Below are 13,137 nucleotides of genomic sequence, written 5' to 3'. Positions count from 1 at the left end.
CCCCAGTGGCTCCTGTCAATCCTTATTTGTAACCGGTTACAAATAAATGTCACAAAAATGGCTCACCATCTATTAGTGAGCCACCATCCAACCTATTTTATTTTAATCCTGCGCTTGTCCTGGTGTCTCGTTGGCCACCGCCGTCAGTGCCAACTGGCGAATCTGTTCAACCAAAGCATCGTGATCCGCCGTTGGAATTTCCGTAAGCAGACTGTTTGCTACCTCTTGCCGAATTTTGACAATTTCCGGATAGAGTCGTTCACCACGCTTGGTCAACGATAGCTCATAGACCCGCCGATCCAGCTTGGACTGGCGCTTACGCACGTAACCTAAGTTGACCAACTGATTAACCGCTCGCGTCACGTTACTGGGGTTGAGATAAGTCAGACTGATCAACTTATCTTGCGTGAGCCGTGGCTGCTCGTGGAGCCGGAGAATATAGTAGTACATGCTAGCATTCAGGCGATACGGCTGTAGTCGCCGATCCAAGGCAATCCGTGTATACCGGTTCGCAATCGAAAGCCATTTCACAATGTCTGAGTCATTTCCTGTGGTGACCATGAGCCGCCTCCTTCCCTAAACTACGTGCGCAAGCATATTCTAAATCCACCAAAAAGTCAAGCTGCTCAGTGAACCGGCTTCGCCCTAAAATTATGGTGAAGTTGCGGCCAAACAAAGCGATCTGCCAAACCAATCAGAGCCCCATTGAAGAGCAACGTAAACAGCGTCCCACAATTGACCGCATGCAGTTGATGCGTGTTGATCCAGCACACTAAGATGATAGTGACCGGCGGCGTAAACGTGAGCAATTGGGCAATCACCACGTTATCGTGACAGGTTAAAAGCAGCTGGTTAGCAATCGTTGCCAGACAGCTGACCACAAAGATGGCCAGGCCCACACTCGTGCCCAGCCAATGACTCAGATTAACTTTCGACGCCGTCCAAGGACTAGTTCCCATGTTGGACGCCACCGACAGTCCATTACCAAACGCATTGACGACTAACGCCAATACTAACGCCAGCCAGCGCTGGGGCAGTGGATTCTTAATCGTTTGTCGGCTCCTCGACAGGACGTACCGCAAAGTTGTGTTTGAGCTCCGGCCAAATAAACCGATCCGTTAGATTAATAATCGTACCCGTGAAGATCAACGCGAAGACCGTCCCCAGATTAATCGCGAAGAGGTTGTGGGTCACGATCCAGCTGACCACGATAATTGTGACGGGTGGAATGAAATTCAACAGCTGCGCGTGAAGCACATTGCCATGACAGTACATGAACCGCAAAATATTCGTCGTATCGTCATTGGGATGCATGACCAGGTTGGCCCGCTGATACAGCGAAATGGCAATACAGAAGATTGTGACTCCCGCCACTGCGAGAAAACCGCGGGTAAACATCGACAGTTTGAGAATGCCCATGCGATAGAACATATTCGTGAAAAAGTTGACGAAAAAGCTCACGAAAAACATGAAGCCAATTTCGCCAAAGAAGCGCCGTGGTTCCCAACGCCGTAGTAAAAATTGATTAGCAACTGCGGCCAGACAACTGACCACGAATACCGGCCAGCCAATACCTATCTTAAACCACTCACTCAGGTTAACTTCGGACGCCATCCACGGACTGGCTCCCATGTTGGCAGCTACCGTGAGGCCACTCCCAAAAGCGTTGATGACCAAGCCTAGAATCAAGGCCGTCCAGCGCTGCTTTAATGTGTTCTTGATGGGATTCATCTCCTCATTTTATTTCATATAACTCCTACGATACTACGATTCTTGTGAAATGTAAGCGTCTCCTTCAAATTAATCTGGTTGCTCTTCAAAAAAACGTCGTCAGCCTCAACCCCCAATGGCTGTGACTGACGACGCATTATTTATCTTGATTGTTTTAAGCTAGTAAGCGAGTGAGTTGATGTTGACTCGCTTGGTCTTGCTGGAAGCCCAGAACGGTACCTTGACGACACCTAAGACCTTGTCCTTATCAACGAAGCCCCAGTAACGACTATCGTTAGACACGCTGCGGTGGTCCCCTAAGACAAAGTACTTGCCTTTAGGTACAACCGTGGCGATTGTCCCATTGTTACCGCCCTGCCAATCATTCTGGCGTTGGAGGCTAGCCAATGTCCAATTGCCAGTTCCAGAGGTCCGTTCGCTAGTACTGATAAAGCTCTGGTTAATCCGCTTGTTATTCACATAGATGTAACCATTCTTGCTTTTCACCGAGTCCCCTGGCAGACCAATGACCCGCTTCACGTAGTTGGTATTGGCCTTGGCAGCCGGGTCTTCACCGTGGGCGTCAAAGACAATGACGCTGAGGTGCTTGACCTTCGACATTTTCCAAGCAAAGACTTTTTCATTATTGTTCAGGTTAGGCTCCATGGATGGCCCATCGACTCGCACGCGCGTGAACACGAACTGTTTAAGGGCTAAGGCAATCGCTAGCCCGATGACGACTGGCACAATCCAACTCAAAATTTCCTTTAAGTTTTTCATGATGGCACTCCTTATTTTCGGGAATCACTAATTATGTTATTATCATACACCACCCGCCGCGCTACGAACATTTATTTTGGCTGACAGGGACGCTTTTAATCATATCATTAACCTTCTCAAAGTCCCAAGCTTTACGCAAAATTTACACGATTGAGACGGAATTGCAAGGTTCCTGTTACTTTTCGGCTTGCAAATTCAGCGGTTTCCAGCAATAATAATACAATACGCTTTGCCTTACATAATGACCGTTCTGGACCGCCATTCTGCTAGTAGAGTGGCGGTCCAGCGTCGTCACCCCTGGTTATTGCGAAAATTATAATACGTTGAAAGGGCTGACTGTTTTTGAATCCTATCCTTACACGGCGCCGACAAATCTGGCTTACACTTTTGCTGGGGACCGTCAGTGCCACCGGGCCACTGGCCATTGACCTGTACCTGCCAGCCTTGCCGCAAATGCGGACTCAGTTTGCCACGAGTGCGTCACTCATGCAACTGAGCATCACAGCTTGTCTAATTGGACTGGCACTCGGTCAGCTGATTGCTGGGCCACTATCGGACCAATATGGCCGCCGTAAGCCTCTCATTGTGGGCTTCATTATCTTTGGCCTGGTCTCACTCGCAATGGCGTTTATCCATGCTATTACTTTATTAATCGTCCTACGATTCGTTCAAGGCCTAGCAGGCGCGACCGGGCAGGTTATGGCTCGGGCTGTTGCGCGCGACCTCTTCTCTGGGAAGAAACTGACACGCTTCTACGCGCTACTCAACACCGTCAACGGGGTTTTTCCGATCATTGCGCCCATTATCGGGGGCTTTATGATCCATTACGTTGATTGGGAAGCCATCTTCATTCTGTTAGCGGTGATTGGCTGGGTGATTGCTCTAGCGATTGCCCTGGGTTTACCGGAGTCTTTACCTGTCAGCGAACGGCAGACTGGCGGCTTCCAAAGCTCACTGGGTGCCATGGGTCGGCTGGTCGTTCAACCGGCTTTCTGGCCACTGATTCTGGCTACTGGACTGGTCTATGGTGGCTTATTCAGTTATATTTCAGCCTCAACCTTCGTCTTCCAAACGGGCTTTGGCATGGCGCCACAGACATTTAGCCTACTGTACGCCTTCAACGGCTTGGGCATCGTGGTCGGTAGCAACTTACCGGGGCAATTATCCCGGCGCTACTCCAACCGTCAACAGGTGACAGGCTTACTGGTGATTGCATCGACTGTTAGTCTTGTTCTCTTGGCAAGCCTCTTATTCCCGGCCAATGTCTGGGTTGTTAGTGCCCTCGTCTTGGTCATGGTCATCTTAATCGGGGCCCTACTGACACTGACGGTAACTATCATCATGGATCAAGCCTCTAAGAATGCCGGCGGTGCGTCCGCTGTAATCGGCCTGGCACAGAACGCCTGCGGGGGCTTAGCCTCACCGTTAGTCGGTCTGACAGGACAATCATACGCCGCCATGGCGGTCATGCTATTTGCCTGCAATGCTGGTGCCCTGGGCCTGGTGAAGCTTCAAGGGAAAACGACTCAAGCCTAATTCAGGTTGAATCTAAGAGACATTCAGAAGGTCATTCTGGATGTCTTTTTTTGAATTTATTTGCTTATATTTGAGCAAATTCTATACCTTAACCACCATTATCTTGCGAATTACGTCGTTTTCAGTTTAGTTTATACAGCTTGCTCATCACCGAATAGATGCAAATTATCATTGGAGTTAACGAGGCAAAATTGCAACTTTTTCCTTTGTGAAATGTTAATCTAAATATAGGCTTCGTTAATTAGTTTAAATCGTTGATCAATTATTCTTAAGGGAGGCGTCTTGCAGCATGAAATGGAAATTTGGTTTAATTGCATTGGGGGTAGCTGTTGGGTTGAGTCCTTTATTTGGGCTAGGAAATGGTCATAATAATTCCGAAAATGGTCACACTCCCAGCGTGGCACTGGCAGATAGTACGACCTCTAATTATTCAGGGACATTGGGCTCTCAAACCGACGGGACCCTTGTTCAATGGCAGCTGAAGGATGGCACCCTAACTCTTGGCGGGGGAACCTTCCCTGTCATGTCTGGAAATGTGTTTGACATACAGCAGGGACAGCTACTCTATACTTTGGAAAAGACAGCCACAGTTTCTGACGGTACGTCACCTGCAAACATTGATTTCGCAAATTTAATCACCAAAGTAAATATTTCGAACAAACTCACCATTCAGAGCTCAAATATTGGCGCATCTTACTTCTTTGCTAATTTAACCCATGTTAGAGAATATACCAATCTGCAAAATTTAGATTTAAGTCGTTTAGGATCTACTACTTCATCTACCATTTCAATGGGTAGTATGTTTTCATCCAATGCAGCGTTAACAACAATATCTCTTCCAAACTTCAATCTTAGCACAGGTTCCGCAATCGATATCGATAATTTATTTGCGAATGATAAAGATTTAGCCAGTGCTGATCTTTCAAACCTCGCTGGTCCCAGCAACCCCGTAGCATCCACAGATAGTCTTTTCTCTAATAATCCTAAATTGCGCGAAGTGAATCTCGCAAATCTTAGTTTCACCAATGACTGTGATTACCAGAATATGTTTACTGGTTCACCTCAAATAGCCAAAATTACACTAAACTCTTCCATGATTCTAACCAAAGATACTGTTGATCCCGAATGGGGAGACACTGCTGGCGTCCATCTAACGGGACCAGATACAACCACCGACCTCACTGGCCTTTGGCAAACCCTTGGTGCTGGTAAAGTTAACTTCATAAATAATTATCCGACAGATGGTTATCTTAACAATAATCCTTTAGGCGATAGTACTTATACGAATGACGAACTTTATGGCTTATACAATGGCACACTCACCGCCGAACTTCCGGCTAATGAAACCTATGTTTGGCAACCCACTGATAAAGCCCGTTTCACCACACCCGATCCGGTCACCCCGGTAACGCCGTCGACTCCAGCACCCGCTGAGTCGGACACGGCTGCTTTCCAGCAGTTCAACGTCTCGGCCATCAAGAAGATTGGCCTCTACAGCAGCAAGGATTTCTCCGCTGCTCATCGCATTGCCTGGTTCGTCAAAAAGCCACAGATGAAGCAACCCGTCTTTACGGTTATGGGTACGACTAAATCTACAGCCGGTCGCGCGCGTTATCAGGTTCGTGACACCAATCGTCGTTCCGCTACTTATGGCCAGACTGGCTACATCACAACTCGATCAACTTATGTCACCCGAACTTACTATGAGAATACACCTACATCCGTAACTGTCATCAACCCTAGGGGCATCCACGGCTACGATAGCGCTGCACTCAAACAGCCCAAGACCAGTTACAAACAAGGGACGCAGTTGATCGTCAAGCAGGTTGTGACTCAGGGTTCAACGACACGTTTTCTGCTCACTAATGGCCACTACATTTCCGCCAATAAGCACTTTGTTATCGCCGGCAAGTATGAAGTTCCTACCAAGGTTCAGGCCAAGACCGCCGTTAATCGCTATGACACCGTTAACCTAACTCAGCGAAATCACCACTACACCAAGAAGACTCATCAAGTCTTCAAGATTCTCGGCTGGGATTACTCCCGTGGTACTAGCACCTCGGCTTCTGGCACCCTCCGCTATCGGGTTGCTGGTGGCTACATTACCGCTAATCACAACTACGTTAAGGCTTTGAATTAAGTTAGTACTTTCAACGAAAGGGTCTGGGAGACTATCCCCCAGGCCCTTTTTGTACTCCCCGGACCGTGTCATTACTCCCTATTCTGCCCAATCCCTATTTGTTAAGTTACCAAACACCGCCCAAATTCTAACCACTTTGCTTATATTGCCGTAAATCAACTGCTAAATACCATTAAATCTTTCAGTTACACACTACACTTGCCTTAAGTTAAACAACAGATCAATTACTTATTAGGGGGATACAACGATGAAGTGGAAGATTGGACTGATCACATTAGGCGTTTTCTTGGGGATGAGTCCCTTATTGGGAGTAAGTCAGCCTTACAGTAACAATACGATTCCAAACATAACGGTAGCTCACGCTGATTCGCTACCACAGCAGGGCACTATAAACAATGATGTGACATGGACTCTAAAAAATGGCGTGCTCACGTTAAGCGGAGGCGCGCTTCCATATTCGATTTCATCCCCAACGACACCTGTAGCAAATGGCCAACTGCTTAACGATCTAGTCACGTCAGTAGCCAGCCAGTCGGATAGCTCATATGACTCTCTTTATGCTAGTTTTGTAGCCGCAATCACTAAGGTTCAACTTACCGGAAAGTTAAGTTTGGCAGAAAATCAAGACAGCCATTATGATTCTTCAGCAGCGTACTTTTTTGCCCATTTAGAAAATGTGACCTCCTTTTCTGGATTGGACTACTTAGATGTTAGTAACGTCGATGATAGCATGGATCAGACCTCTGCTGGACTTCTGGATATGTTTGCCTACGATTCAAGTCTCAAGACCTTTACTGCACCCCGTCTCTCAGATGCTCATCCTCATTCACTTCAGGAGCTATTCGCAAATGATACAGCCTTAGTCAACTTAGATCTATACCACTTAGATAATAATAATGCCACCAATTACAGACAACTGATTCAGAATGATAATGCTCTACAAACACTAAATATTGGAAATTGGTCGAAGCCGGCTTCATCGGCTGCCCTATTTCTCCAAGCACCCAACTTGCGGAACATCACTTTCAGTAAAAATCTGGTGATACAACAAGGCTTTATATTGCAATCTTCAGGATTGGTCATTAATGCCACGCCAACTACCGACTTTACGGGAAGCTGGCAATCCGTGGGGACTGGCGCAGTTGATTTTATCAATAACGATCCGCTCCAAGCCTATCAAGATTATGATCCACAGGGACCAACCTACACTCTGGATGAACTCTATGCCCGTTACAGTGGTGCCAATACCGCCAATCTACCTGATAATGAAACCTACGTTTGGGAGCCACAGGATAGCTACCGATTCACGACGCCAAAGCCCAGCACACCATCAGCTCCTAGCGCGACCGAAACAACTGAACCCGACACTGCGACCTTCCAGCAATTCAACGTCTCGGCCATCAAGAAGATTGGTCTCTACAGTAGCCGGAACTTCTCGACTGCCAACCGGCTCGCCTGGTTTGTTCAAAAACCACAGATGAAGCAGCCCACCTTTACCGTGCTCGAAACCACAACATCGAAAGCCGGTAATGCGCGTTACCAAGTTCGTGATACTAACCGATACTCTAGCACATATGGCAAAACGGGTTATATCACAGCGCAATCAGCCTACGTCACTCACGCCTACTATGAAAATTCTCCTAAAACTGTAACTGTGATCAATCCCGGGGGGATCAACGGCTACGATAGTGCTACGCTCAAACAGCCCAAGACCAGCTACCGACAAGGCACCCAATTGACCGTCAAGAAGGTTGTGACCCAGAGAGCTACCACCCGTTTCTTACTGACGAATGGCCACTACATTTCTGCCAATAAGCACTTTGTTATTGCCGGCAAGTATGAAGTCCCTACCAAGGTTCGGGCCAAGACCGCCGTTAATCGCTATGCCGCCGTTAACTTGACCCAGCGAAATCGCCACTACCCCAAGAAGGCTCATCAAGTCTTCAAGATTCTCGGCTGGGATTACTCCCGTGGTACTAGCACCTCGGCTTCTGGCACCCTCCGCTATCGCGTTGCTGGTGGCTACATTACCGCTAATCACAACTACGTTAAGGCCATCAATTAATTTATTTTCAAAAAAATGCGCGCCTTACCAGAAATGGTAAAACGCGCGTTTTTATTTGCCATGATCCCACTGATTCAGCTGGGCCACGACATTCTTCAGAATTTTAATGCCTAATTGATAGTCCGGTTCCGACCCCAGCATCCGAAATGCCAACGTCCACGCCTCATGATAGGCACTCACTGTCAATTGAAAATTCGGCATTGCCCGATAGGTTCCCGCGAAGTAGATCTGCGTGACGCGGGTGTCGCCAAATTTTAGACGCGTATGGTCGACATGCCCAAAGTTGGCAAAGGAGACCATCGCCTGTTCACGATGTTTACCCGCTAACCGCCGAACGAGTTCTGGCGGCAGGGCACGGCTCATCCGGTTAATTTCTACCAATGGTGCCAGATAGGCCAAGCTATCACGTAACTGGCTAATGGTTGCCTGAGTCCGTGCAACCACGTCCTGTAGGGTATCCCCTTCCTGCACCGTGATTGGCACCGCCATCTCGCTGGTCAAGTTGGCAACTTGTACCACATTGGTCGCCGCTACCGGTCCCTGTAAACGTAAGTCAACTTGATACGGAATCACCAGGCGTCGTTCACCCGTCAAAGAGAATAGCGCTAGCGCATACGCCGACAAGAGCACGGCATTCATGGTGACACCCTGTTGCCGTGCGCGTTGCCGCAAGCGCCGACTCTCCACGCGGGGAATCAGGGCCTCACCCTTATGATGGTGGACATTTCCTTGTAACTGCGGAAATCCGTCCGCCACTGGCGCGTCTGTCGTTTGTGGGATTGGCCGGTGGGGATGCCGCAAGTAATTCAAAATCCGCCGAACACTTCGTTCATTCACAAAGTCCGCCAGATTCTGACCATCATAAGCTGCGGCCAACAGATACAGGTAGTGTTTAAACCCCTCACCATCAGTCAATAATCGACTCATGATCAATCGCAACTGATCGTAATCGGCGTAATGAATCACTTGAATCTTTAGCTGCGGCCCCTGTAAAACATCCAGTTGTCCGCGGCCAGGATCGTGACTGGCACTATACTCCGTGATCACCCGATCAAGACTCGCAGGTTGCTCCTCGAATCGATTACGACGCAGATTATAGCGACTGAGGATCTGTGGAACCACCGTCTGGGTTGTTTTAACCGCCTCCGTCAGTCGCTTGACATCGATGGGGTGCATCAGACTTAGCGTGCATTCCAACAATGGATACGTCTGCGCCAAGTCTAGCGTTGGAATTAAATCCAACGGTTCGCCACGATAATTCACACGATCACCCCTCCTGCTTAATTTAGGTTCAGTATAGCAAAACCATCATCCAAACCTCTATGAATCCGACAAGATATAGCGAAAAGTTAATAATACTGTAACCAAATTTTCAGTCTGTTAGAATGAAGGTAACTGTTAACGAATGGAGTGACGCTTGTGACAACTCAACCTACACCTGTATCCTGCAATGCCACGCGCATTGTGACCACGCACCGCGTTTTTCAACCTGATTTAAATGAACATCAGACCGTCTTTGGCGGTAAGATTCTCTCACTGGTAGACGACAGCGCCTCCGTAGCGGCCGTTCGCCTCACGCACAAGACTGTTGTAACCGCGTCTTTCGACCACGTGAGTTTTCTACGACCATTTCACCTCGACGATTCCATGATTCTGGAGGCCTATGTCAGTGGCACGGGGACACGCTCGCTGGAGGTATTCGTCAAGATCGTTGGCGAGAACCTGACAACTGGCGACCGCTTCGTTGGGTTTACTTGCTTTATTACCTATGTGATCGATGATAAATCCGTCACGGCACTACTTCCCGGCGTCACACCAATCACTGATGAGCAACGCTACCTCTGTGCCGGCTATTCGCAACGAGCGGCACAACGTAAGGAACGCCGCCAGGAACAAGTCGCCCTAAATACGCACGTCACGACCGATTCACCTTGGCCTGTCGACTAAATGTTTCATGTGAAACACCACTGCGACTTTACTTGTCGGCGGTGGTGTTTTCGTCTGGAATTGTTCCACGTGAAACAACCCACCACTCCTTGGCTAGAATGCCAAATTGATACAAATCGAGCCACTGACCATCCTGATAAACGGCTTCGCGATTGATACCCTCACGAACAAATCCAACGGCCGCATATGCCCGCAGCGCCGCTTGATTATTGGCGTTGACGTCCAGCGTCACCTTATGTAGTCCTAACTCATTGAAGGCAAATGACAAGATCGTGTTAAGCGTATCCACGCCGTAGCCCTGACCCCGATCACTCGCCACTGGGAGCGCAATTCCCAGTTCAGCGCGTCGATTCTTCAGCTGAATCTCATCGAGAATGACCCAACCTAGTAGACCATCGTCCGCATTAGCACGCACCATAAAGAAAAATTTATCGTCGCTATCCGGGTCCGCTGCCAGTTCAGCGTATTCCGCCGCCGTCCAGGGATGTAGAGCATCGGCTGACAAATTCCGTAAGAGTCCTGGCTCCCACTGCGTATCTTGAAGCCACTCCGCATCCCCATCACGCATTTCCGTTAAATGAACCAATTGTCCTTGAACTACACTTTTCATGATAGTGCCTCCTCGGTGTTTTCTCTTACTCTACCACACCCGCAACCACGTCGAGCCATAATTGTTGGCGGACTCCGCCAAAACCGGTATACTGATCGCAGCAAATACAGGAGGTCCTTTCATGAAAATCACAATTATTGGTGCTACCGGGATGACCGGTTCAGCGTTAGTCGCAGAGGCGCTTCGGCGTGGTCACAGCGTCACAGCATTGGCCCGCTCGGCAGAAAAGCTCGCCACACTGCCTGCCAATCCTAATCTGACAACTAAGGTACAAGATGCCTTTACCTTAACCGCCGCCGACCTCACAACGACCGACGTAGTCATCGATGCTTTTGCAACCGCACCTAGTCTGGCTTTTCAACACGTTGATCTCGCAACGCGCCTCGTTGCCGAATTACGGGAAACGACGCATCCCCGCCTCGTCTTTATCTTGGGTGCTGGCAGCCTTCAAACTGGGGATGATCACCACCTGTTCGTTAACGACATTGCCAAAGATCCTAACGCCGCGAGCTTCCTGAGCATCCCGCAAAATCAGTTGAAGGAACTCAACTTCCTGCGCGACGTAGACAACGTCAACTGGGTCGGCGTGTCACCGGCGGCGAACTTCCACGCCGGCGCTGCAACACCATTCTTAGTGGGTGACGATGAACTCTTAGTCAACGCCAACCAGGAATCTGAAACCTCCTCCGGTACCATGGCCGTCGCTATTTTAGACGAAATTGAACAGCCACAACACCACCAAGTGCGCTTCACGGTCGCTGATAAATAAATTTATAGGGGGTTCCCGTTCCCACGGAGGCCCTTTTTTGATATGCTTACCTAAGGTCTACACGACCATACTTTGTGCTTACAGAAAGTTGCGATTACTTTGAAAACTCGATTATCTTGGCGGGAACTCCTGTTTATCGGCATGATGCTCTTTGGTCTCTTCTTCGGCGCCGGTAACCTGATTTTTCCCGTCTTTCTGGGTCAGCAAGCTGGCCACAATGTTGGGTGGGCGGTCATCGGCCTCCTCCTGACTGGAATTGGCCTGCCACTCTTGGGAGTCACCGGGATCGGTCTGACCCGTAGCGAGGGTGTCTTTGACCTGGCAACCAACGTCAACCGACCCTTTGCCTACATATTTACGGTGTTGCTCTACCTGACTGTGGGGCCGTTTTTCGCGCTTCCCCGACTGGCCACAACATCCTATCAGATTGGCCTCGCGCCTTTCGTGAGTCGCGGGCATCAAGGCCTGGTCCTAGCTAGCTTTTCTATTCTGTTCTTCGTGATTGCGTGGCTGTTGGCCCGTAATCCCGGAAAACTGATGACCTACATTGGTAAGTGGCTAACACCAATTTTTCTAATCTTACTTGGCCTATTAATCCTGGCCACCTTTATCAAACCGATGGGTGGCTTCTCCACACCAGCACGTGGCGCCTACGCAACCAGTCCGATGGCAACGGGATTTACTGAAGGGTACAACACGCTAGATGCCTTGGCGTCGTTAGCGTTTGGCATCGTCGTCATCGACAGTATTCGCGCACTGGGCGTCACCGAGCCCGGTCAAATTGCCAAGGACGTGATCAAGTCCGGAACCATTAGTGTCGTCTTGATGGGCCTGATCTACACGTTACTCGCACTGATGGGGACGATGAGTCTGGGCAAATTCGCACCAGCCGCCAATGGTGGTATCACCCTAGCACAGATTGCCAACCAATACTTTGGCACATTCGGAAATATTCTTCTAGCTCTGATTGTGATTATTGCCTGCCTAAAAACGGCGATTGGCTTGATCTCGGCGTTTGGGGATACTTTTCACGAAATGTTTCCGCGCCTGTCCTACACCTGGTTGATTGTCGTGGCCAGCGCGTTACCCTGTCTCTTCGCAAACGTGGGTCTGACCAAGTTGATCAGCTATTCGTCACCCGTGCTGATGTTCCTGTACCCACTAGCGATTGTCTTGATTGTGCTGGCAGTGCTCTCACCCCTGCTGGGTACCAGTCGCTGGCTGTTTGGCTTGGCGATGTTGTTCACGCTGGTACCGGCCATCTTCTCGGCCATAGCGGCACTCCCCAGCAGTCTCCGACAGGCCGGCTGGAGTCGCGCAATTCTCGCCCTTAACAACCAATTACCACTAGCCGAACAAGGCTTCAGCTGGGTTGTTCCAGCATTGATTGGGGTTGTCCTGGGTTGGATTCTGGGACGCGTGTTCCGGTCAAAAGCCGTTTAAGTTTATAAGGCCGCATTGCTCTTAAGTGACGCGGTTTTTATATGGCCAAATTTCCATATTCAAAGAACTGGCATATTTTGATTATCCAGGTAAAATCCGACGATCAACATTCAAAAAAGTGCTATTTTTTGAATGTT

General features: G+C 49.1%; 12 protein-coding genes. 6 read left to right on the top strand and 6 right to left on the bottom strand.

The features are described from left to right. Positions 1 to 102: 102 nt before the first annotated feature. The 4 genes from ACKTSF_RS08260 to lepB form a co-directional block, all read right to left on the bottom strand. The gene (locus ACKTSF_RS08260; RefSeq protein ID WP_407888393.1) at positions 103 to 561 is read right to left on the bottom strand and encodes a MarR family winged helix-turn-helix transcriptional regulator; all 459 of its coding nucleotides are present in this window, start codon (positions 559 to 561) and stop codon (positions 103 to 105) included. 65 nt (positions 562 to 626) lie between these two features. Next, complete coding sequence (locus tag ACKTSF_RS08255; protein ID WP_407888391.1) at positions 627 to 1,082, bottom strand: DUF6198 family protein; 456 nt, start codon at positions 1,080 to 1,082, stop codon at positions 627 to 629. Beyond that, positions 1,045 to 1,731, bottom strand: a complete 687-nt coding sequence (locus ACKTSF_RS08250; RefSeq protein WP_407888389.1) for a DUF6198 family protein — start codon at positions 1,729 to 1,731, stop codon at positions 1,045 to 1,047. Before ACKTSF_RS08250 ends, ACKTSF_RS08255 begins: the two co-directional genes overlap by 38 nt. A gap of 159 nt (positions 1,732 to 1,890) precedes the next feature. Beyond that, complete coding sequence (lepB, locus tag ACKTSF_RS08245) at positions 1,891 to 2,490, bottom strand: signal peptidase I (RefSeq protein ID WP_407888387.1); 600 nt, start codon at positions 2,488 to 2,490, stop codon at positions 1,891 to 1,893. Between the two features lie 342 nt (positions 2,491 to 2,832). Between lepB and ACKTSF_RS08240 the strand changes: the two genes are divergently transcribed. The 3 genes from ACKTSF_RS08240 to ACKTSF_RS08230 all read left to right on the top strand — a co-directional run bounded on the left by ACKTSF_RS08240 (position 2,833) and on the right by ACKTSF_RS08230 (position 8,231). Then, positions 2,833 to 4,026, top strand: a complete 1,194-nt coding sequence (locus tag ACKTSF_RS08240; protein WP_407888385.1) for a multidrug effflux MFS transporter — start codon at positions 2,833 to 2,835, stop codon at positions 4,024 to 4,026. A 289-nt stretch (positions 4,027 to 4,315) separates the two neighbouring features. After that, positions 4,316 to 6,166, top strand: coding sequence for a DUF5776 domain-containing protein (locus tag ACKTSF_RS08235; RefSeq protein ID WP_407888383.1), 1,851 nt, complete (start codon positions 4,316 to 4,318; stop codon positions 6,164 to 6,166). A 247-nt stretch (positions 6,167 to 6,413) separates the two neighbouring features. Further along, complete coding sequence (locus ACKTSF_RS08230; RefSeq protein ID WP_407888382.1) at positions 6,414 to 8,231, top strand: DUF5776 domain-containing protein; 1,818 nt, start codon at positions 6,414 to 6,416, stop codon at positions 8,229 to 8,231. A gap of 51 nt (positions 8,232 to 8,282) precedes the next feature. Here ACKTSF_RS08230 and ACKTSF_RS08225 read toward each other — a convergent pair whose 3' ends face one another. Beyond that, positions 8,283 to 9,494 (bottom strand): condensation domain-containing protein, encoded by a 1,212-nt coding sequence (locus ACKTSF_RS08225; RefSeq protein ID WP_407888381.1) that lies wholly within the window; start codon positions 9,492 to 9,494, stop codon positions 8,283 to 8,285. A gap of 156 nt (positions 9,495 to 9,650) precedes the next feature. Here ACKTSF_RS08225 and ACKTSF_RS08220 point away from each other — a divergent pair, with 156 nt between their 5' ends. Next, positions 9,651 to 10,178: an acyl-CoA thioesterase gene (locus tag ACKTSF_RS08220; RefSeq protein WP_407888379.1), complete on the top strand. Its 528-nt coding sequence runs from the start codon at positions 9,651 to 9,653 to the stop codon at positions 10,176 to 10,178. A gap of 28 nt (positions 10,179 to 10,206) precedes the next feature. Here the strand turns inward: ACKTSF_RS08220 and ACKTSF_RS08215 are convergent, their stop codons facing one another. Continuing rightward, on the bottom strand, positions 10,207 to 10,788 hold the full coding sequence (locus ACKTSF_RS08215) for a GNAT family N-acetyltransferase (RefSeq protein ID WP_407888377.1): 582 nt from the start codon (positions 10,786 to 10,788) through the stop codon (positions 10,207 to 10,209). A 121-nt stretch (positions 10,789 to 10,909) separates the two neighbouring features. On the opposite strand from ACKTSF_RS08215, the gene ACKTSF_RS08210 reads away from it, so the two are divergent. Then, complete coding sequence (locus ACKTSF_RS08210; RefSeq protein WP_407888375.1) at positions 10,910 to 11,557, top strand: NAD(P)-dependent oxidoreductase; 648 nt, start codon at positions 10,910 to 10,912, stop codon at positions 11,555 to 11,557. Positions 11,558 to 11,656: 99 nt separating this feature from the next. After that, positions 11,657 to 13,000 (top strand): branched-chain amino acid transport system II carrier protein, encoded by a 1,344-nt coding sequence (gene brnQ, locus ACKTSF_RS08205; protein WP_407888373.1) that lies wholly within the window; start codon positions 11,657 to 11,659, stop codon positions 12,998 to 13,000. Positions 13,001 to 13,137: the final 137 nt, after the last annotated feature.

The sequence above is a fragment of the Levilactobacillus muriae genome (assembly GCF_045862015.1).
Taxonomy (GTDB): domain Bacteria; phylum Bacillota; class Bacilli; order Lactobacillales; family Lactobacillaceae; genus Levilactobacillus; species Levilactobacillus muriae.
This window is presented reverse-complemented; position numbering and strand designations above follow the sequence as displayed.